The 20,986-nt window shown below is 73.3% G+C and carries 18 protein-coding genes; 9 read left to right on the top strand and 9 right to left on the bottom strand.

From position 1 onward, the window contains the following. Nucleotides 1-4: 4 nt before the first annotated feature. Complete coding sequence (locus tag CP976_RS40895; RefSeq protein WP_150484886.1) at nt 5-457, bottom strand: flavodoxin family protein; 453 nt, start codon at nt 455-457, stop codon at nt 5-7. Between the two features lie 96 nt (nt 458-553). Between CP976_RS40895 and CP976_RS40890 the strand changes: the two genes are divergently transcribed. Next, entirely contained in the window at nt 554-1,003 is a 450-nt protein-coding gene (locus tag CP976_RS40890; protein ID WP_150484885.1) for an SRPBCC family protein, read from the top strand. A gap of 79 nt (nt 1,004-1,082) precedes the next feature. Here the strand turns inward: CP976_RS40890 and CP976_RS40885 are convergent, their stop codons facing one another. After that, nucleotides 1,083-5,423 (bottom strand): cation-translocating P-type ATPase, encoded by a 4,341-nt coding sequence (locus CP976_RS40885; RefSeq protein ID WP_150484884.1) that lies wholly within the window; start codon nt 5,421-5,423, stop codon nt 1,083-1,085. A 15-nt stretch (nt 5,424-5,438) separates the two neighbouring features. Then, complete coding sequence (locus CP976_RS43140; RefSeq protein ID WP_167537508.1) at nt 5,439-6,023, bottom strand: hypothetical protein; 585 nt, start codon at nt 6,021-6,023, stop codon at nt 5,439-5,441. 499 nt (nt 6,024-6,522) lie between these two features. Here CP976_RS43140 and CP976_RS40880 point away from each other — a divergent pair, with 499 nt between their 5' ends. From CP976_RS40880 to CP976_RS40860, 5 genes are all read left to right on the top strand, one after another. After that, nucleotides 6,523-7,200 carry a nucleotidyltransferase family protein gene (locus CP976_RS40880; protein ID WP_150484883.1) on the top strand — a complete coding sequence of 226 codons (678 nt, stop codon included), beginning with the start codon at nt 6,523-6,525 and terminating at the stop codon, nt 7,198-7,200. A gap of 16 nt (nt 7,201-7,216) precedes the next feature. Further along, entirely contained in the window at nt 7,217-7,504 is a 288-nt protein-coding gene (locus CP976_RS40875; protein WP_086848408.1) for a BON domain-containing protein, read from the top strand. After that, the gene (locus CP976_RS40870; RefSeq protein WP_150484882.1) at nt 7,501-8,265 is read left to right on the top strand and encodes a metallophosphoesterase family protein; all 765 of its coding nucleotides are present in this window, start codon (nt 7,501-7,503) and stop codon (nt 8,263-8,265) included. Before CP976_RS40875 ends, CP976_RS40870 begins: the two co-directional genes overlap by 4 nt. 226 nt (nt 8,266-8,491) lie before the next feature. Further along, on the top strand, nt 8,492-10,156 hold the full coding sequence (locus CP976_RS40865; RefSeq protein ID WP_150484881.1) for an alkaline phosphatase D family protein: 1,665 nt from the start codon (nt 8,492-8,494) through the stop codon (nt 10,154-10,156). Between the two features lie 146 nt (nt 10,157-10,302). Further along, nucleotides 10,303-11,670, top strand: coding sequence for a carbohydrate-binding protein (locus tag CP976_RS40860; RefSeq protein ID WP_150484880.1), 1,368 nt, complete (start codon nt 10,303-10,305; stop codon nt 11,668-11,670). A 61-nt stretch (nt 11,671-11,731) separates the two neighbouring features. Here CP976_RS40860 and CP976_RS40855 read toward each other — a convergent pair whose 3' ends face one another. The 6 genes from CP976_RS40855 to CP976_RS40830 all read right to left on the bottom strand — a co-directional run bounded on the left by CP976_RS40855 (nt 11,732) and on the right by CP976_RS40830 (nt 17,631). Continuing rightward, nucleotides 11,732-12,754: a serine hydrolase domain-containing protein gene (locus CP976_RS40855; protein ID WP_150484879.1), complete on the bottom strand. Its 1,023-nt coding sequence runs from the start codon at nt 12,752-12,754 to the stop codon at nt 11,732-11,734. A 383-nt stretch (nt 12,755-13,137) separates the two neighbouring features. Continuing rightward, nucleotides 13,138-14,055, bottom strand: a complete 918-nt coding sequence (locus CP976_RS40850) for a DUF6895 family protein (protein ID WP_150484878.1) — start codon at nt 14,053-14,055, stop codon at nt 13,138-13,140. After that, complete coding sequence (locus CP976_RS40845) at nt 14,052-15,014, bottom strand: DUF6895 family protein (RefSeq protein WP_150484877.1); 963 nt, start codon at nt 15,012-15,014, stop codon at nt 14,052-14,054. The genes CP976_RS40850 and CP976_RS40845 overlap by 4 nt, the downstream gene beginning before the upstream one ends. Further along, nucleotides 15,011-15,706: a hypothetical protein gene (locus CP976_RS40840; RefSeq protein ID WP_150484876.1), complete on the bottom strand. Its 696-nt coding sequence runs from the start codon at nt 15,704-15,706 to the stop codon at nt 15,011-15,013. Before CP976_RS40840 ends, CP976_RS40845 begins: the two co-directional genes overlap by 4 nt. A 20-nt stretch (nt 15,707-15,726) precedes the next feature. Further along, nucleotides 15,727-15,915 carry a hypothetical protein gene (locus tag CP976_RS40835; protein ID WP_086561653.1) on the bottom strand — a complete coding sequence of 63 codons (189 nt, stop codon included), beginning with the start codon at nt 15,913-15,915 and terminating at the stop codon, nt 15,727-15,729. Between the two features lie 252 nt (nt 15,916-16,167). Continuing rightward, nucleotides 16,168-17,631: an aminotransferase class I/II-fold pyridoxal phosphate-dependent enzyme gene (locus CP976_RS40830; protein ID WP_150484875.1), complete on the bottom strand. Its 1,464-nt coding sequence runs from the start codon at nt 17,629-17,631 to the stop codon at nt 16,168-16,170. A 559-nt stretch (nt 17,632-18,190) separates the two neighbouring features. On the opposite strand from CP976_RS40830, the gene CP976_RS40825 reads away from it, so the two are divergent. The 3 genes from CP976_RS40825 (at nt 18,191) to CP976_RS40815 (ending at nt 20,614) form a co-directional block, all read left to right on the top strand. Further along, nucleotides 18,191-19,375 carry an amidohydrolase gene (locus CP976_RS40825; protein WP_150484874.1) on the top strand — a complete coding sequence of 395 codons (1,185 nt, stop codon included), beginning with the start codon at nt 18,191-18,193 and terminating at the stop codon, nt 19,373-19,375. A 63-nt stretch (nt 19,376-19,438) separates the two neighbouring features. Continuing rightward, nucleotides 19,439-19,972 (top strand): DoxX family protein, encoded by a 534-nt coding sequence (locus tag CP976_RS40820; protein ID WP_150484873.1) that lies wholly within the window; start codon nt 19,439-19,441, stop codon nt 19,970-19,972. A gap of 78 nt (nt 19,973-20,050) precedes the next feature. Beyond that, nucleotides 20,051-20,614, top strand: a complete 564-nt coding sequence (locus CP976_RS40815) for a hemerythrin domain-containing protein (protein WP_086844803.1) — start codon at nt 20,051-20,053, stop codon at nt 20,612-20,614. Nucleotides 20,615-20,986: the final 372 nt, after the last annotated feature.

The raw sequence follows: 20,986 nt of genomic DNA, 5'->3' as shown, positions 1-20,986 counted from the left end.
CCGTTCAGCCCATGAGTCCGGCGGCGACCGTCGCGCCCAGTTCCCAGCACTTCTCGACGTCGCCCTTGCCGGGCTCGCCGGTCACGGTCACGGCCTCGGCGGCGCGGCGCCAGCCGAGGCCCGTCGTGATCGACTCGATGCCCCGCACGGCTCCGGTGACGTCGTTCCCGCCGTGCACCCAGTAGCCGAACGGCCGGCCGCGGGTCGCGTCCAGGCAGGGGTAGTAGACCTGGTCGAAGAAGTGCTTCGAGGCGCCGGACATGTAGCCGAGGTTCGCGGGGGTGCCGAGCAGGTAGCCGTCGGCGGCGAGGACGTCGGAGGCCGTGGCGGACAGCGCGGGCACCCGGACGACCCGGACGTCCTCGATCTCGGGGTCCGTCGCCCCGGAGACAACGGCTTCGAACATCGCCTGGCAGTTGGGCGACGGCGTGTGATGGACGATCAGCAAGGTGGCCACGTCACCCGACCTTACAAGTCGTGACGAGCATGCGTGCCGGGCGCGAGATCTGGTACCCGTCCGTCGCTCTCCGTACGAGAAAGGGAGGTATTCGCCTTGTCACAGGTCGAGGAATCCATCGAGGTCCGGGTCCCGGTGCACACCGCGTACAACCAGTGGACGCAGTTCGAGGACTTTCCCCAGTTCATGGACGGCGTCGAGCGCATCGAGCAGCGCACCGACACCCTGACGCACTGGGTGACGAAGGTCGGCGGCCAGGAGCGGGAGTTCGACGCGGAGATCACCGAGCAGATCCCCGACGAGCGCGTCGCCTGGACCACCGTGAACGGCGAGGCCAGGCAGGCCGGGGTGGTCACGTTCCACCGCATCCAGGACGACACGACGAAGGTCATGCTCCAGATGGAGTTCGACCCCAGTGGCGTGGCCGAGACCGTGGGCGACAAGCTCGGGTTCGTCAAGCGGCAGGTCTCCGGTGACCTGCGGCGGTTCAAGCAGTTCATGGAGGCCCGTGGGACGGAGACGGGGGCCTGGCGCGGCGAGGTCTGACCCGGCGGACGGGAACGGCGGCCGCCACCACTGCACGTGGTGGCGGCCGCCTTCTGTCGTCGTCCTGTCTCGTCGCCCGCTACGCCCCCACCGGCCGGGCCACCCCGCTCTGGAGCCGCTCCCGGGCCTGCTGACCCAGGTCGTTGAGCCGCAGGGCGAGTCGTGCCGCGGCGTCGTAGAGGGCGTGGACCGCCTGGAGGTGTTCCAGGCGCGGGGCCAGGGCCGAGAGGGCGATGGCCAGGGCCACGCCGGCCCAGCCGACGGGACCCAGCGGGGTGCAGCCGAAGAAGTGGCTGACGCCGGGCGTCTGGACGAGGGCGGCGAGCACGGCGGCCGAGCCGAGGGCGGTCGCCCACACCAGCGGGCTGTGGCGCCGGCCGGAGAGGGTCTGCACGAGCTGGGCGCCGACCACGCCGCACAGGGCCATGGTGGTGGACCGGCGTTCGGTGCCGGGCGTGAGGCGGCCGATGAGGTACGCCGTGACCGCGCCGAGGCAGGTGGTGACGCCCCGGCGCCGGATGGAGCGCAGCAGCGGCGCGCCGAGGACGTTGAGGCCCATCGGGCCGGTCGCGGCGTGCTCCGCCGTCGAGGGGTCGTCGCTCGGCGTGACCGCCACCGCCATGGCCGGGAACATGTCGGTGAGCAGGTTGACCAGCAGGAGCTGACGCGTCGACAGGGGGGATGCGCCGGCCAGCAGGGTGCCGAGGACGCTGAAGCCGACCTCGCCGGCGTTGCCGCCGATGAGGATGCTCACCGCGTCGGCGACGCTGCGCCACAGGGCACGGCCCTCGACGACCGCGTCCACCAGGACGGACAGGTCTCCGGAGGTGAGCACGAGGTCGGCGGCGTTGCGGGCGGCCGCGGAGCCGCGGGACTCGATGCCGACCCCGACGTCGGCGGCGCGGATGGCGGCGGCGTCGTTGGCTCCGTCGCCGGCCATCGCCACGACCCGCCCGGCCTGTTGCAGGGCCTCCACGACGTGCAGCTTCTGCTCGGGTGCGACCCGGGCGATGACGCCCGCGCCGCGCAGCACCCGGACGCGTTCGCGGCGCTCCATGGCGACGAGTTCGTCGCCGGTCACCGCCTCTGTCTCCTCCGGCCAGCCCAGTTGCAGGGCGATGGCGCGGGCGGTCTCCGGGTGGTCGCCGGTGAGCATGACGGGCAGGATGCCGGAGCGGCGCAGTTCCGCGAGCAGGGCGTGCGAGGTCTCGCGCGGTACGTCGGCCAGGGCGACGAAACCGCTGAACTCCAGGTCCGCGAGCGGCGCGTCGAGTTCGGTGTCGGCGTCGTCGGCCCGGCAGCGGCGCCGGGCGACGGCGAGGACGCGCAGTCCCTGCCCCGCCAGCTCGTGGGCGGTGTCGGTCGTGCCGTCGGGGAGGTCCCGGCAGGCGGGCAGGATCGTCTCCGGGGCGCCCTTGACGACGAGGAGTTCGCCGAAGTCCGGGTCGCCGTCGCGGCCGGCCGCCGCGGCGTAGCCCCGCCGCGTCTCGAAGGGCAGCTCGCCGGTCGGTGTCCAGCCCTCGTCGGGCGGGGCGACGTCGAGGACGGCCTCGTCGGTGGCGTGCGCGACGCGGCGGCCCTGGCCCGTTTCTTCCTGCGGGCAGGCCCGCGCGGCCAGGCGCACGATCGGCTCGGCCTGTTCGGCCTCCACGGGCAGCACGGTGCCGTCGGCGGTGGCGACGCGGACCAGGCGCAGTTTGTTCTCGGTGAGGGTGCCGGTCTTGTCGAAGCAGACGGTGTCGACCCGACCGAGCGCCTCCAGGGTGCGCGGGGTGCGGACCAGGACGCCGCGCCGGGAGAGCCGGCGGGCGGCCGCCATCTGCGCGACCGTGGCGACGAGCGGCAGTCCCTCCGGTACGGCGGCGACCGCGACCGCGACACCGCCGCTGACGGCGCGTCGTACGGGGCTGCCGCGCAGCAGGGACAGCCCGGTCACGGCGGCGCCGCCCGTGAAGGTCACCGGCAGGGCCTTGCGGGTCAGTTCCTGGAGCCGGGCCTGTACGCCGGCGGGCGGCGGGGTGCGGGCCGCGAGCGTGACGGCGCGGCCCGCCTCGGTCTGGTCGCCGGTGTTCACGACGAGCGCGGTGGCGTGTCCGGCCACGACGGTCGTGCCCTCGAACACCATGCAGGCGCGCTGGGCCACCGGCAGACCGGGGGTGGCCTCGACCGCCTTGGTGACCGGCAGGGACTCGCCGGTGAGCGCCGACTCGTCGACCTCGAGACCGTCGGCGTCGAGCAGCCGGGCATCGGCCGGTACGACGTCGCCGGCGCCGAGGGTGATCTCGTCGCCGGGGCGCAGCCGGGCGGCGTCGACGGTGACGGTGCGCCTGCGCCCGTCCCGCCTGCGGGCCTTGGGCTGCTGCCGGGCGGCCAGCCGGGCCAGCGCCTGTTCGGCACGCATCCGCTGGAGTCCGCCGGTCACGGCGTTGAGGTCCATGGCGCCGACGACCAGCAGCGCGTCGACGAGCGAGCCGAGCAGTGCCGAGGCGACGGCGCCGGTGGCCAGGACGGGGGTGAGCGGGTCGTCGAGTTCGCGGCGTACGGCGCCGGCCGCCTGCCAGGTCCAGCGGACGGGGGCCGCGGCCGGGTGGTGGCCCAGGCGGGCGGCTTGTTGCCGCGAGCGGTCGGCGAGCAGGGTGAGTCCGGTGGGCTCGTCGTCGTCGCGGCGGGTGCGCCCCAGCCGGTCGCGGGCCTCGTCGGGTTCCAGGGCGTGCCAGGGGATGTGCAGCCGGGGCTCGGGCGGAGTGGCCCGGGCCACGCGGACGGCTTCGAGCCAGCCCGCGAGCAGGGCGTTCGCGGCGGCGATGTTGACGGGGGCGTGCCGGGTGAGGGGCCACAGGAGCCGGCGGCCCGGGGGCTGCCCGCCGCGCGCGACCAGGAGCCCCGACAGGGCGGCGCCCGCGCGGGCCAGGGTCTGCGAACGGCGTCCGACGCGCCGGGCCGCCGGGATCGCGGTCAGCAGCCGCCAGACGTCGGCGAGTCCGCCCGAGGCCAGCACGTCGGCGCCCCAGGAGACGGCCGCGCGGCCGTCGGTGAGGGCGATGGCCACGTCCCCGGCGGGCAGTCCGGCCGCCACGTGTCCGTCGCCGGACCCGTCCAGGCGAGCGACGGTCACCACCACGTGCCCGTCGTCCTGGAGGGCCCGTACGACGTCTCCGAACGGCTTCCCGCCCGGGGCGACCTCGTCGGCGAGCCGGACGATGTCCTTCAGGTCGGAGCCGCCCGCGATCACGACGTGCAGTCCTGCCCGGCGGGCGGCGTCGAGGACGGCCTCGGCGAAGGGATGGACCGGGTCGTCGGGCAGCCGGTCGAAGTCGCCTTCGGCGTCCTGCCGCCGGCTGCGCAGGGCGTCGGCGTGCAGGACGAGGGCGTCGGCGATCTCGAGCTGGCGCAGGCGCTCCCCGCTGCGCACGAGGATCCCGGCCTGCGCGAGGAAGGTGCCGAGGGTCGCGCCGAAGGCGGCCGGACCGTAGCGGGCCGCCTTCGGGGATCCGGCGAGGACGGCTTCGGCCGCTTCCCTCGCGGAGTGTGTGACGAGGAGGGTGGCGGCGGCGCCGGCAAGGCTGCCGGTGCTGGCGTGGGAGGCGTACTCCTGGGCGGGCGTCACCTTGAGCGGCGGCCGGGTGTCCGAGGGGTAGGGCAGGCTGGTGCGCTGTTCGTGGCAGATGTCGTCGTGCAGTGCCTCGAAGGCCGCGGCCCTGGCCACCGCCTCGGTCAGCTGGGTGCTGCGCAGCACACCGTCGAGCACGAGCGCCAGCGGGGTCTGGCCGACGCCGTGTGTGGCGGCGTTGGCGGCGGCGAGGACGAGTTCCATGCCGTGGGTGCCGAACCGCTGCCGGAGCAGGGCACGGAAGCGGGGGTTCTCCCGCAGCAGTGTGACGGTGGCGGTGACGATGCGTGACGTGGGTGGCAGGCGCAGGGACCGGCCGGCGAGGGCACCGGCGGCGCCGGCGGCGTCCAGCAGGATCGCCGCCGCGGTGGCGCGCACCTCGCCGGGGTCGCCGGGGTGAGTGGCCTCCTCGGCCTCCGGGTCGGCGCCCTCGGTCAGGCCGAGGCGGGCGGCGAGCGCGGTGGCCCGCTCGCTGACGCGGTCGGTGACGGCGTCCTCGACCACGGTGATCACCAGGCGGGACAGCCCCTCGTCCCAGTACGCCGCGAGCACGTCCGGGTGGTCGAGCAGTTCCCCGGCGACCTTGTGGGCGAGGCCGCCGATGTCGCCGTCGGGCCGCCGCAGGGCGAGGTGGACGCGCTGTCCCGCCCGCCAGTGCTGTCCACCGGCCAGGGCGTTGCGCGCGACGTTGCGGACGCGCCGCGTGGTGTCGTAGACGGACGTCACGCCCTGGGCGGTGCCGCGGGCGGCGCCTGCCGCCGCCCCAGCCATGGCCCCGACGAGCGGGGCGACGTCGAAACGTGTGAGCATCTCCTGTTTCCCGACTCAGCCGGTGGGCCGGCTGTCGTGTCCTTGCCGGCCGGCCTGCTCCCGGTCCGGCTCCTCCCCGTGCGGGTCGTGGTGCGCGGTGGCTTCGGCGACCTGCTTCAGCGCGGAGGCGGTGGCGGTGTCGCCCACTTTCGCGGGCTGTTCGTGGACGTGGTTCTCCGGCCGGTCCTGCCGGTAGTGGGACGAGGCGAGTTTGTCGCCGGGGCCGTACGAGGAGGTGTCCTGATCGTCCGGCCTGCCCTCGGCGCCGGCTCCGGAACGGCGTTCACCGGTCCCGGCGGTCTGCGTGCCGTCGTTCGCTGACGCGCCGTCGGGTCGCTGTCCGGGCTTCGGTTGCGTCAGCCAGGCCACGGCCGCGCCGGTCAGCGCCACCGGCCACTCCACCACTCCGGCCACGCCGAGCACTCCGGCACCGGCGTAGACCGCCATCCGGCGGCCGCGCGGCGACACCGCCCCGATCCTGTCCAGGGTGTCTCCGGCCACCTTGCCCACCTGCCCCGCACCCGGCAGATGCCTCAGACCGGACGCGACGGCCCGCAACGGCTGCGGAAGATCGGGCGAACGTGATGTCTCCTGGTTCATGGCGACCTCCACAAACGCGTTGTCCAGCGGCTTCAACCGGTTTCCCAGCTCCTTCCCCCATATTCCGACTTTGCTGGAGCTAGCGCTTGTCTTCTTCAGCCGGGGACTCGGCCGAGGTCTCAGCCGGGGTCCCGCAGGACGGTCTCGCCGTCGTGGACGCCGCCCACGCAGCGCTTGGTGTACGACTGCCATCCGTCGCCCACGGCGGAGATGACGATCGAGCCGCCCCCGGCGATTGTCGACGAGACGGTGCACGTGCGTGAGGCGAGTCCGGCCCCGGGGCGATGACAGGGCCGGGCGCGCCGGTCGGGCAGCCGTCCCGGTTCGTCGCGGTCGGCTCGACCTCGGCCTCGGCGGAAACCGGCCCTCGGTCGGGTGCTCTTCGCGGGCCTTTCGTGTCGGTGTGGCGGCTCCGGGTACTCAGAGCGGGCACGCAGCAGGCCGTCACGGGTCCGGCACCGCGCGGCGGCGGGGTGCCCTTTCCGCGAATGGAGTGGTCATGACGCAGAACGGTGATGACGCGACGCTCGTCCGGCGACCGGGAATCCCCGATTTCCGGCTGGCACCGGACCAGTCCGAGCCCGCGCCACCGCAGGACCCGCAGGCCGACGAGCCGCCGCAGGAGCTGCCCCTGGACCGCAACCAGGCGATTCTGGAGGCGGCCAAGCAGGTCGGCGCCCTGCTGAAGCGCAAGGGGCACCTCTTCGCGCTGGCCGGGAGCGTGGCCGCCTACGCCCACGGCGGCGAGAAGAACCTCCAGCACGACGTCGACTTCGCCATCCGCCCCGAGGACGCGGACGCGGTGGCGGCCACGCTGCGCGAGGCCGGGCTGACGGTCTACAGCCCGCCGGAGGACTGGCTGATCAAGGCCACGTGTTTCGGCCAGCCGGTGGACATCATCTTCGAGCTGGCGCACCGGCCGGTCGGCGCGGACATGCTGGAGCGGGCGGAGGAGGTCTCGGTCGACTCGGTGCGCATGCCCGTGCTGGCCCCGACCGACCTGCTGTGGAGCCTGATCGCCGCCTTCTCCGAGCACCACTGCGACTTCGGCGCGGCCCTGCCCATCGCGCGCGCCCTGCGCGAGAAGGTCGACTGGGAGCGGGTGCGGCGCGAGTGCGGGGACGAGCCCATGCCCGCCGCGTTCTTCTTCCTCCTGGAGCGCCTGAACGTCATCTGACGCGGAAGGAACACCCATGACTACCCACGGCTCACAGCCCCCGGGCGGCGGGGAGCCGGAGCAGAACCTGGAGTACCGGATCGCCCACCTCCAGGACCGCCTCGCCTCCGGTGAACTCGGTGAACTGGGCGTACGGGTCGAGGCCCGCGGCCGGACGGTGCTGCTCACCGGCACCGTCCCCTCGGCGCCCTGCCGCGACGAGATCGTCCGCACCGTGCAGGAGGAGCTCGCCGGGGTCCCGGTGCACAGCGACCTCGTGGTGACCGAGACGTCCTCCCCCGACCACGCGGAGGAACTCGCATGATCCGCATCGCAGCCGTCGGAGACATCCACATGGGGCCCGACAGCCAGGGCCTGCTCCGGCCCGCCTTCGAGACCCTGCCCGAGTGCGCCGACCTCCTGCTGCTGGCCGGGGACCTGACCCGGCACGGCACCCCCGAGGAGGCCCGGGTGGTGGCCCGGGAGGTCCGGGACCTCGGGGTTCCGGTGGTCGCCGTGCTGGGCAACCACGACCATCACGACGACCGGCCCGACGAGGTCACGGCCATCCTCCGGGACGCCGGTGCCCATGTCCTGGAGGGGCAGGGCACGGTCGTGACGAGCGGCGGGGCGCGGATCGGCGTGGCCGGCACCAAGGGGTTCGGCGGCGGTTTCGTCGGCCGCTGCGCCGGGGAGTTCGGCGAGCCGGTCATGAAGGAGTTCGTCAGGTACTCGCGCCGATGCGCCGACAGCCTGCGCGCGTCCCTGGAGCAGCTGGGCGAGGAGGGCTGCGACGCGCGGATCGCCCTGACCCACTTCTCCCCCGTCCCGGACACGCTGGCGGGCGAGCCGCTGGAGATCTATCCGTTCCTGGGCAGCTATCTGCTGGCCGAGGCGATCGACACCGCCGGCGCCGACCTCGCGGTGCACGGGCACGCGCACGCCGGCACGGAACACGGCATGACGAACGGCGGCGTGCGGGTGCGCAACGTCGCCCAGCCGGTCATCGGGCGGGCGTTCCACGTCTACCATCTGCCCGTCCACGACCACGTGACCACCGGGGCCGCAGCTCAAGCGGCCCGCTAGACAGCCCAGTCCCCCATCCGCCGCCGGCCCACGCCGGCGGCGTTCTCGTGTCCCACTCGTGTCCCGCGGCACGCGGCGCCTGCCAACGGCCCGCCGCTGACGGCTGCGTGACGTGACGAGCCGCTCGCGTACCGCCTCTGGTGTGAACGCCCCGCAAGTCGTGCCGCTATCAGGCATTTTGTCTGCTTAGCATGCTTGCTCCGCGCCCCGCACGAGAGGACACCAGATGGCGCTGACGGGTCGTCAAAGACCACCGTCCGAGCATGCCTTCTCCCCGCACGACGCCGTACTGCGCACCGCGGCACCGCACGTCGCCCGCCGTCGCTTCCTGACCGTCACCGCGGCGGCCGCGATGCTCGCCTTCTCCACCAACCGGCCGGCCCGCGGTGTCACCGCCGCTCCCGAGCTGGACGCGGCGCGGATCACCAACGACCCGTTCACCCTCGGCGTGGCGTCCGGGGACCCGCTGCCCGACTCGGTGCTGATCTGGACCCGGCTCGCTCCCGAGCCGTTCGCGGAGGACGGCGGCCTGGGCCGGCAGCGGGTCGTCGTCCAGTGGGAAGTGGCCATGGACGAGTGGTTCGCCCTCGTCGAGCACCAGGGGGTCGCCACGGCCCACCCCGAGTACGCCCACAGCGTGCACGTCGACGTCAAGGGCATGATGCCGGACAGCCACTACTACTACCGGTTCCGGGTGGGCACCTGGATCAGCCCCGTCGGGCGCACCCGGACGGCGCCGGCCGAGGGCAGTGCCGCGGACAGCCTGCGACTGGCCGCTGTCGCCTGCCAGGCCTACCAGGACGGCTACTACACCGCCCATCGTCATCTGGCGCAGGAGGACGTCGACGTGGTCTTCCACCTCGGCGACTACCTGTACGAGTACCCGGTGGACTCCGCCGGCGGGGACCGCCGCTACACCGACCGCAAGCTGCCCGACGTGTTCAACCGCGAGACCACCACGCTGGCGGACTACCGGCTGCGCTACGCGCTCTACAAGAGCGACCCGGATCTGCAGGCCGCGCACGCCCGGCACCCGTTCGTGGTCACCTGGGACGATCACGAGACCGAGAACAACTACGCGGGCGCCATCGACGAGAAGGGCGGTCCTGCTGAGCAGTTCCTGGTGCGGCGTGCCGCCGCCTACCGGGCGTACTGGGAGAATCAGCCGCTGCGTGCCGGGCAGCTGCCGCAGGGACCCGACGCCCGGTTGTACCGCCGGCTGGCCTGGGGCTCGCTCGCCCAGTTCGACATCCTCGACACCCGCCAGTACCGCTCCGACCAGGCCTACAACGACCGGCCGCACGCGCCGGGCCCCGAGTCCGACGATCCGGCCCGCACCCTCACCGGCGCCGCGCAGGAGCGCTGGCTGCTGGACGGCTGGCGGGACTCCGCCGCGCTGTGGCACGTGATGCCCCAGCAGGTGTGCTTCTCCCAGCGCAAGTTCGACCTGACCGCGCCGGCCCGGGTCTCCATGGACGCCTGGGACGGCTACCGCGCCTCCCGCAACCGCCTCATGGCGGGCGCGAAGGCCGCGGGCGTCGACAACTGGATGGTCCTCACCGGCGACGTCCACGTCGGGTACGCCTTCGACATCAAGGACGACTTCGACGACCCGGCGTCCAGGACGGTGGGCACGGAGTTCACCTGCACCTCCATCGCCAGCGGCGGGAACGGCGCCCGGAAGCCGACCGAGTGGGACACGTACATGAAGGCCAACCCTCACTTGAAGTTCTTCGACGGCCGGCGCGGCTACCTCCGGGTCGCACTGGGCCGCGAGAACGCCCAGGCCGACTTCCGGACCGTCTCGGCCATCACGACGCCCGGGGGCACCGTCTCGACGGCTGCGTCCTTCGTCACGGAGGTGGGTTCGCCCGGTCTGAAGCCCGCGTGACCCGCCTGGCGTCCGCAGTACTGCACTTGGCGCCCCTTCCCCGCGCCAAAGCGCGAAACGGGGCGGCCCGGGACATCACTCCGGGCCGTTCCGGCAAGGCCTTTGTCCTTGCGACAGTTCCAGCGTGAGCGAAGGAGACACACCGAATGGTCCACAGACATACCGTGACCGGACGCCGGGCGGCCCTGACCGCGCTCGGCGCACTCGTCGCCACCGGGATCCCCTCGGCCGTGGCGGCCGAGCCGGCGCCCCCCGCGGGATCTCTTCCCTCGTCCGCCCAGACCCTCGGCGCCGACCGGCCGTCGGCTCCGGTACTGCGTGCTCTGCAGCGCGACCTCGGGCTGACCCCGGCCCAGGCGTCCCGGCGGCTGGTCAACGAGGCGGAGGCGGGCACTCGGGCGGGGCGACTGCGCAACGCGCTGGGCAACCGTTTCGCGGGGGCCTGGTTGCGCGGCGCGACGTCACAGGAGCTGGTCGTGGCGACCACCCACGCAACGGATGTGCCCGTCATCAGGGCCCAGGGCGCCAAGGCGGCCGTCGTGAAGAAGACGCTCCGCGACCTCCAGGCCGCGAAGCGGAAACTGGACGCTGCGGCGGGTCGCGTCAGCACGCGTGACACACCCCTGTGGTACATCGACATCCCGGCGAACCGGGTCGCGCTGGAGGCCACGAACAAGGCCGCGGCCGCCGCCTTCGTCAAGGCCGCGGGCCTCGACGGCAAGAGCGTGGGCGTCAAGGTGACGGCGGACCGGCCGCGCCTTCTCGCGGAGATCACGGGCGGCGACGCCTACTACATCGACGGCTCCGCCCGCTGCTCCGTCGGCTTCTCCGTCACCAAGGGCGACCAGCAGGGCTTCGCCTCGGCGGGCCACTGCGGCAAGAGCGGCGCCAGGACGACCGGGTTCGACAACGCGGAGCAAGGCACGATCCAGGCTTCCACGTTCCCCGGCAAGGACATGTCCTGGGTGGCCGTCAACGACCAGTGGACGACCACCCCGAACGTGAAGGTCGAGGGCGAGCAGAAGGTGCAGATCACCGGCTCGGTGCAGGCGCTCGTCGGGGCCGCTGTCTGCCGCTCCGGCTCCACCACCGGGTGGCACTGCGGCCAGATCGAGCAGCACGACACCAGTGTCAGCTACGCCGAGGGCAGGGTGGACGGGCTGACCCGGACGACGGTGTGCGCCGAGCCGGGCGACTCCGGCGGGCCCTTCGTCGCGGGCGTCCAGGCGCAGGGCGTGACCTCCGGCGGCATGGGCGACTGCAAGAGCGGGGGGACCACCTTCTACCAGCCGATCAATCCCCTGCTCAGGGACTTCGGCCTCACGCTCAGGACCGCCGCCGCCCAGCCCTCGGCACCGGGGGACAACGGCACGCAGGCGTGGGCCGCCGGACGGGTCTATGAGGCCGGTGCAACGGTGAGCCACGCCGGTGTGCGCTACCGGTGCCTGCAGACCCACCAGGCCCAGGGCGCGTGGGCGCCCAGCCGCACTCCGGCCCTGTGGCAGCGGGTATGACGAAGGGTCAGGGCTGTCCGGCGCCTGGGCGGCAGGTGCCGTCGGTGCCGGACGGACCCCGCTACTCCTCCTCCGCCAGCAGCTCGTACGCGGTGGCCAGGAACGGGTCGTGGGCGCGGAAGCGGCGGGTGCACAGCGCGGCCAGGGCCGTGCCGGTGTCGGGGCGGAAGCCCAGGAACGCCTGCTGGCCGAGGGTCGCGCCGCTGTGGAAGTACATCGGTCCGCCGCCGGTCGGGTGACAGAACCAGGCGATGGTGTGGACGTGCCGGTGCCCGATGCCCCGGCGGAGCACGGGGCGGCGCACCGCGCGCAGGGCGGCGGCCAGCTGCGATGGCGCTCCGGTCGGGTCCAGGTGAGCCTCGATGAAGGTGAGCAGATCGTGCGGCGTGGCCCGCACGGCACCCGCCGCCTGGAAGCCCCCGGCGTCGAAGGGGGGCACGGGCGACTCGCCGTCCTTGCCGTGCCCGGGGGCGTCGAGCCCGGAGTCGTCCGCCCGCAGAGTCGTGCCGTTGAGGCCGAGCGGGCGCAGGACCTGGTCGGTGAGCAGGTCCTCCCATGGTGTGCGGGTCGCGGCGGCGAGTGCGTGTCCGAGTACGGCGACGCCGTAGTTGGAGTAGCGCCAGCGGGTGCCGGGGCGGTGGCGGGGCCGGTGACGCAGGAAGGCGTCGGCGACCCGGGCGGCGGGGAAGCGGGCGTAGGGGTTGGTGTGCCAGGCGGGCAGGCCCCGGAGGAAGAAGCCGGCCGGCAGGGCGGGCAGCCCGGAGGTATGGGTGATCAGGTGGGCGAGCGTCACCGGGTTCGCACCGGGCGGCTGTCCCCTCGCCAGGAGGGCGGCGGCCGGTTCACCGCCGGACAACTCGCCGCTGTGGATCAGCCGGGCCAGCAGCAGGCCGGTGAACGTCTTGGCGGCCGAGCCGGTCTCGTAGCGGAGGTCCTCGCGGGGAAGCGGCGGGGGCGGGGAGGTACCGCCGCTCGCGATGGTGCGACGGCCGTGCCGGGAGAGGGCGAAGACGACGTCCGGGGCGTCGGATGCGGCGACGGCGTCCGCGAGACGCTCGGCGAGCGGGCCGTCGACCGGGGACACAGCCGACCGAGGGACGCGCCGGGCAGGGGTCGCGGCCGCGGGCTCCGCACGGGGGGCCGGGGGCTCGTCCGCCGCCGTGTTACGCGTCGGCGGGGACTCGTCCGCCGACTGGGAACGCAGAGCCGGCGCCCGACCCGTCGGTGTGTCGCGCGGAGCCCCCGGGCCCCCGTCCGTCGCCGTGTCACGCGGTGGCAGGCCCTCGTCCGCCGGCCGGGAACGCAGAGCCGGCGCCCGACCCGTCGGTGTGTCGCGCGGAACCCCCGGGTCCCCGTCCGTCGCCGTGTCCCACAGGGGCGGAAAGTCGTCCGCCGGCCTGGCACGCGGAGCCGGAGTCTCGGCGCCGTCGAGCGGTTCGCCGGGCCACGGAGTATGCCGACGGGCCGTCATGATGCCTGGGCCAGCCGGGACAGGGACCGGGACGTGGCCAGGACGGAGGCGTAGGCGGCGACCAGGGTCGGGTGGTAGACGATGTCGAACACCTCGTCGGGGGCGCCTTGGGGCATCGTCCGCAGGGCGGGCATGGCCCCGTCGGGCTGCTGTGCGGCGGCGAAGCCCTCCCACGCCCGTTCGTCCAGGGTGGGGCGGGGCAGGCAGGCGTCGACCACCAGAAGTTCGCCGAGCAGGTCCCAGCGTTCCAGGTCCAGCCAGTCGTCGATCCAGACCGGCAGCCAGGTCGCGAGGTAGTCCGCGGTGCCGGGCGGCAGGCCGTCCGGCCTCTCCCCCCAGTCGGTCAGGTGGAAGACGTTGTGCGTGACGTCGTAGGCGATGTGTCCTTCCACGGTCCAGGGCTCGGGGGTGCGGGCCAGCCAGGTCGTGTCCCGCAGTTCGGCTTCCGGAGGCCGGGGCGGGAGGCCGAACCGGCGCTGGAACGCGGACAGGCCGAGCCGCCGGGTGGGGGTCGCCTCGAACGCCACCCAGCTCTCCAGCCGGTGGTTCAGGCGGGCCGCCCGCTCGATCTCCGGCTGGCTGTAGCCCAGTTCCTTGAAGGGCAGGTACACCTCGAACGGGATGGGGGAGAGCGGCTCCGTGAGCTGCCCCCGCACCAGCATGCGGCCGCCGTCCAGCGTCTCGCGCCAGGCGTGGTCGAGGAGTTGCCGGGCCAGCTGCGCCTGGCGCGATCCCGCGACACCCTCGCGGAACAGCACCTTGCAGATCATGGCGAGTTCGCCGATGGGTTTGAAGCGTTCCAGGAAGCCGACCTCCGGGTCGACGTCGGGTTCCAGCTGGAATCCGTCGCGGTGGGCCCACAGCCATTCCAGCGCGCCGGCTCCGACGTTGTGGATCAGGCGGGTGTCGGTCATCCCAGCACTCCTTGTCCGCCGGGCCGGTGGTGCGTTCCTGCCCGGGTTCCGTCGTCGAGCCGCCCGGTGGTCAGGGTTGCGGCGAAGGCGGCCATGAGGGTGGGGTGGTAGTGGGAGAGGAAGTCCGGGCCGCTGTCGTGGTCCGTGCCGCCCCCCTGCTCCGGGATCGCGCCGGAGGGGTGCTGTACGGCCGCGATCCGCGCCCAGGCGTCCTGGAGGATGTCGCGTTCGGGCAGCAGGGGCAGGCTCGCCGCCACGGCCAGCAGCTCGCAGCCGAGGTCCCACATCCCGGCGTCCAGACAGGTGTCGAGCCAGGGCGGCAGCCAGTCGGCGAGGTAGTCGGCCAGGTCCGGGGGTACGCCCCCGGGCCCGGCGCGTCCCCAGTCGGTCAGGTGGAAGACCACGTGGGTGAGGGAGTAGCCCGAGGACGCCTCGAAGGTCCAGGGCTCGGGCAGCCCGGCCAGCCAGGTGCGCCGCAGTGCCTGCGGCATCGCGTCGGATTCCCGGATGCCGCTGCGGATCTCGGCGTTCAGGACACCGAGCCGCCGCGTGGGCTCCTGCTCGGTCACCTGCCAGCCGCGGGTGCGGGCCACCGCGGCGGTGGCCGCCTCGTACCCGGGGTGCCGCAGGCCCGCCGCGGCCATGGCGGCGTACACCTCCAACGGGTAGGTGGCGAAGGGCTCCAGCCGTTGCAGGCGCAGGAACAGCTCTCCCTGGCCGGTCTGCTGCCACGCGAAGGCCATCAGGTCCGCGGCGCACGCGTGGAGCGGATCCGGCGGCGCGGTGTGCCGGGACACGGTGGCGCACACCTGGGCCAGTTCCCCCAGCGGCTTCCAGCTGCGGTTCACCTGTCCGTCGGCGGCCAGTGCGTCCTCGCCCAGCGCGAACTGCTCGCGATGGGCGGACACCCAGGCCAGGGCGTCCTCGGCCACCTGCCGTGTCCCCCGTGACTCCCTCACACGAACGCTCCCGCCCGTGTCAGCCGTGCCGCCCGTACCTGCAGCGCCACGAGCGGGTCCTGTCCGCCCATCAGCTCCACGAAGTCCAGGCCGTTCTCGAGTCCCAGCGTCTGCGGTACACCCTCCAGCAGGGTCAGCCAGCGTCCGGCGCCGGCCGCCTGCCGCCAGTCCCTGCGGCGTACCGCGCGCACGAAGCCACGGGCGACGTCGACCGGACGCTGACCGGCCGCGCGGGCGACCGCGCAGTCCTCGCCCGGCAGGGCGAGGGCGGCCAGCACCGCGAGCTGGTGCGTGAGGACTTGCCAGGTGGCGCCCTCCAGCCAGGCGGCGTCGGGATCGCCGTCCGGGCCGTCGGCGTGGCCCGGGTCGAGACGCCGCAGCGTACGCCGCATGGCCCAATGGCTCCACACCACGGCGGGGGCGGCGCCGGGGCCGGGCGGGTAGGCCTCCACGGCCTTCCGGAACACGGCGAGTTCGCCGGGCAGGGGCGGGGCGTGCAGAAGGGTGCTCGGCAGCAGCGCGTCGGCTCCCAGCACGCGTACGGCCGCAAGGGTGAGGCCCTCCGCTTCCACGTCGGCCAGCGCCGGGGCGGCCGCACGAGCGTGGTCTCCGCTCCGAAGAGCGGAGACCACGCCGGAAGCGAGTTCCTGCACCGCGCCCTGCAAGAGGGACGAAGTGCCTGACTGCTCCATGGTCACTCCTGTCGATCCACTCAACCCTTCTTGGGGCGCGGGGTGGGCGGCGACAGAAGCAGACCGAATCCGCCCTTGAACAGCGCGAGTGCGGCGCACTCACGGCTGTCGCGGTAGATGCCGTCGGTTTCTGCCGGGTCGAGTGCCGCCTCGATGTCGGCACTCTGGATGCCCGTCAGTTCCTCGGTGAACTTCTCGGTGGAAGTCATTGCACCATCTCCTTGGGGAAGCGGATGCTTTCTCCTCTAGTGCACCCGATACGGACATTTCATGCCAACTTACCCAGGAGTTTATTTTCATAACATATTCAACATCTGTCACATAAGTTACAGCAAGGCCGGTAATTGACGCCGGGACGACCCGTGTCGGCATCCAGCGCCCGCAGCCTGACAGAGTGTCGGGGGACGGCCGCGCCCGGTCCGGGCCAACTCCCCGTCGGCTACGCCGTGGAGACCACCGGCTCAGCCCCGCGCCACGACCCGCAGAGTGCGGACGGAGGAGTCCGCCGCGTCGGGGATGAGGACGCCGTGTTCGACGCCGCTGCGCAGGTAGTCCAGGACCTCGTCGGTGACGACCTCGCCGGGTGCCACCACGGGCACGCCCGGCGGGTAGGGGCTGATCATCTCCGCGGAGATCCGTCCGGCGGCCCGCTCGGCGGGCACGTGCTCGACCGGGGCGAAGAACGCCTCGCGGGGCAGCATCGCCTGCTCCAGCTCCAGCGCCGAGGGCTCGGGCAGACGGACCGGCGGCCGCCGCTCGATGGTGTCCGCTCGCTCGACGAGCGCGGCAAGGGCGTCCACCAGGACCGTCTCGGTCTCGTCGTCGTCCGCGTAGGTGATCGAGGCGCTGATGCGGCAGGTGTCCGAGCCACCGACGTCCACGTGGCGGTGGGTTCGCAGCCACTCCGCGGCCTGCATCCCGCTGATGCCGAGCTTGCGTACGTCGATGACGAGCTTGAGCGGATCGAGGTCGGCGGTGAGCCCCTCTTCCACGACCTCACGGCCCATGGGCCGCAGACCCGGCAGGTCGGCGACCACCGCCCGGATGCGCTCGGCCCGGCGGATGGCGGCTTCCAGGAGCTCGTGCCCCTGTTCGACCATCTGGCGGCGCCAGCCGTCGAGCGTGGCGTAGACGAGGGAGGAAGCGCTGGTCGTGCCGAGCAGGTCCTCCCGCTGCTTGAGGGCCTCGGGCGAGACGCGGTCGTACTGGAGGTGGAAGACGGAGCTCTGTTCCACGGCCCCGCCCATCTTGTGCACGCTGGTCACCACCAGGTCGGCCTCGGCGTCCATGCCCCAGGCGGGCAGGGCGGGGTGGAACGGCAGGTGTGCGCCCCATGCCTCGTCGACGATGACGGGGACGTCGAACTCGTGGCACACCCGGGCCACTCCCCCGATGTCCGCGCAGGAGCCCCAGTCGGTGGGTGTGATGAGCAGCATGCCCTTGGCGTCGGGGTGTTCACGGAGCCGCCGACGGACGTCGTCGGGCTCGGGCGGGTGGGCCAAGTGCCGTTCGGCGTCGAACTTCGGATGCACCCAGATCGGCTCGACGCCGTTCACGACGACGGCCGCGATGACGGACTTGTGGGCGTTGCGCGACAGCAGCAGCTTCTCGCCCGGGCCGGCCGCGGCGATCATGGCCGTCTTCACGGACAGGGAGCTGCCACAGGTGGAGAAGAACGCGTGCTCGGCACCGACCGCGTCCGCCATCAGCTCCTGGGCCCGGCTGAGGACTCCCTGCGACTGGCGGCGGTCGTCGAGGCCGTTGAGGGAGAGCACGTCGGAACGGAACACGTCGAGCCCGACGATCTCCGCGACCCGGGGGTCCACTCCCCTGCCCTGCTTGTGGCCCGGCGGGCCGTAGGCGATGTCGCCGCGGCGCCGGAAGTCCTCCAGCGCCTCCAGGACGGGCACGCGCGAGTGGTCCATGGTTCCTCCCGGATCCGGCCCGCCCGGCCGCCGCCGCGGCGTCCACGCTGTCGTGGCCCGGCGGGTACACCGACCGTGTTGCACTCGGGCAACGGTCGAAACGCGGTGGGTGCGGCGGCAACGGGCCGGGCCGGTTCGGGGCACAACCACCCAGGTCGCAGTGCGGCGGTGCCGCCCGCACCCGGTGTGAACCCGCCCAGATGCACAACCGCACCGGACGAAACGCGGCGAGTGCCGCGGGAGGGCGGAACCGGGCCGGGCACGGCGGTGCCGCCGCACCCGGCGGAGACCTGCCCGAAGGCACACCGCACCAGACGAAACACAGCGACCCTCACGGCAAGGCGAACCCCGATCGCTGTCGTCCGGTGCGGCCGTGTCCCCGATCGCACCCGGCAGGCAGGGAGAATCCCGCAGACCGGCTGCTCGGTCCACCGGTCGAGGTCGCGTCCCGCCAGGGGATCAAGGGGCACGGCCCCCGGTAGAAGCGCCGCGGGTGTCGCCGCACCGGGCGGTGAAACCCGGTCGGGGACGCACCGCAGCCGACGCCGGGGAGGCCCCTGTGGATCGCACGCGTGAGGACGTACACCAGGCCGTCCGGGAGGAGGTGGCGGTCCGGGCCGACGCGCTGTGGGATGTGGCCTCGCGGCTGCACGCCGATCCCGAGTACGCCTTCGCCGAGCACCGGGCGGCGGCCCTGCTGTCGGGTGAGCTGGAACGGGCCGGTTTCGCCGTGGAGCGGGGCGTGGCGGGGATGCCGACCGCGTTCACGGCGCGCTCGGGCCGGGGCCGGCCCGCGGTGGCGCTGCTGCTGGAGTACGACGCCCTGCCCGGCCTCGGCCACGCGTGCGGCCACAACCTCATCGCGGCGGCGGGTCTGGGAGCCGCGCTGGCGGTGGGGGCCGTGGCGGAGGAGTCCGCCGGGTCGGTGCTGGCGGTGGGCACACCCGCCGAGGAGGGCGGAGGCGGCAAGGCCCTGGAGGTGGAGGCGGGGGTGTTCGACGGCGTCGACGCGGCGCTGATGTTCCATCCGGGCGTCCACAGCTGGGCGCGGGCGCCACTGACCGCGCAGGTGCAGTACCGGGTGGCCTTCCACGGCCGGGCCGCGCACCCCACGGGGAACCCGACGGAGGGCATCGACGCGCTCGCGGCGCTGGTGGAGCTGTTCAACGTGCTGGCCGTGCTGGGGCGGCGGCTGCCGGAGGGCTCGCACGTGCAGGGCATCGTCACCCAGGGCGGCACCGCCACGAACATCGTCCCGGAGTACGCCGAAGGCCTGTTCGGTCTGCGCGCGGCCACGACGCCGGCCCTGGAGGACCTCACGCACCGGCTGCGGGAGTGTGCCGACGGCGTGGCCCGGGCCACGGGCACCACCGCCGAGGTGGAGCGGGCCACCGTGCGCTACGAGCACTTCCGGGACAGCGAGGCGCTGTCCGAGCGGTTCGCCGCGCATCTGTCCCGGGCCGGGATCCCGCTGTCCCCGCCCGTGCCCGGCGTGTACCTGGGGTCGTCCGACGTCGGGAACGTCAGCACGCGGGTGCCCGCCATCCACCCGTTCGTCGCGATCATGGACGGGGACGGTTCCGACCACACCCCGGAGTTCGCCGAGGCCGCCGCCTCTCCCCGCGCCCGCGAGGTGCTGGTCGCCGCGACGGAGGCCCTCGCGTGCACCGCCGTGGACGTCCTGCTGTCGGAGGAGCTGCGCGAGGAGGCCTGGGCCCGGCACCGGGCGGCGCGAACGGGGTGAGTGCTTCCGCTCCCGGTGGGGAACCCGGCGAACGCCGAACCCACCGACACCCAGGAGAGGGCCATGAGTCTGTTGCGCGTCCTCGGCCGTCCCATGCTGGCCTCGATGTTCCTCACGGGCGGCCTGAACTCCGTCCGCGACCCGAAGGAGGTCGCCCCGGTCGCCGAGCCCGTCGTACAACCGGTCACCGAACGCGTCTCGGCGCTGCCGGACCGCACCGAGCAGGTCGTACGGCTGAACGGCGCCGTGCAGGTCGTGGCCGGGCTGATGCTGGCCACCGGGCGCATGCCGCGTCCGGCCGCGCTGGCCATCGCGGCCACGCTGGTGCCGACGACGCTGGCGGGGCACCGCTTCTGGGAGGCGGAGGATCCTTCTGAGCGGGCCCAGCAGCGGATCCACTTCTTCAAGAACATGTCCATGCTCGGCGGGCTGCTGATCGCCGCGGACGACACCGGCGCCCGCCCCTCGGTGGTGTGGCGTGGCAGCCACGCCGCCCGTGGCCTGCGACGGGACGCCGGTCTGGTGCGGCGCTCCGTCCGCGCCACCACGGGCCCGGCCGCGGCCGCGGGGCGTGTCCGAGCCAAGCTCCCGGTCTGAGCACACCGAAGGGGGGTCTCCCGGACCGCGCGTTAGCCCCCTGGGGCCTTGGGGACCCGGGGGCTGGAGGTGAAGGACATGGGACACGGAGGAAACGTCATCGACGAGCTGGTGACCGATCACCGCGAAGTCGAGGAGATGTTCGGCAAGATCGAGGCGCTGCCGTCCGGCCACAAGGACCGCAAGACGTACGCGGACCAGGTCACGATCGAGCTGGTGCGGCACTCGGTGGCCGAGGAGGCCTACCTCTATCCGGCCGTACGCGAGCACGTGGCCAACGGTGACGCTCTCGCCGACCAGGAGCTCGAGGACCATGCCACGGCCGAGCGGATCATGAAGGACCTGGAGGGCTGTGACCCGGGCGACGCCGACTTCGACCGGCTGATGGGCATGCTGATGAGCGAGATCCGCTCGCACATCGCCGACGAGGAGGGCAACCTCTTCCCGGCCCTGCGGCAGGCCTGCCCGATGGACGCGCTCAACGAGCTGGGCGAGAAGGTCCGGAAGGCGAAGAAGACCGCCCCGACCCGGCCCCACCCGGCCGCCCCCGACAAGCCTCCGGCCAACAAGCTCCTGGCTCCGGGCACCGGGATGATCGACCGGCTGCGCGACGCGCTGACCGGTCGCGGCAAGTCCGAGTAGAGCGGCCGCTGCCGCACACCGCGGTACAGGAGAAGGGCCCGTCGCCCCGGCGACGGGCCCTTCTCTGTCCGCTGTGGCCGCCGTCACGTGACGCGGCCCGGGCAAGGTTCATGATCGACAACTGTGATCAACCACACTCGCGACGCCAAATCCCCGGACGCTGACGGCGGTTGGGACGCGTGGGGGCGGTGGAAGAGGTACGGATGGATCCGACTCGGGGGTCTGCTCTGCCACGATGGTCGGCGCCGTATCAGGCGAGGGGAACCACCGCGCAGCGCAGCCGGTGCTTCTCGTTCCCCCCGCCCTCCTCCTCCTGAGTCCTCCGACTCGTCTTGCGAGTACAGCACTGTGTCTTCGTCCCCCTCCCCTGCC

It is taken from the genome of Streptomyces coeruleorubidus (assembly GCF_008705135.1).
GTDB lineage: Bacteria > Actinomycetota > Actinomycetes > Streptomycetales > Streptomycetaceae > Streptomyces > Streptomyces coeruleofuscus.
This window is presented reverse-complemented; position numbering and strand designations above follow the sequence as displayed.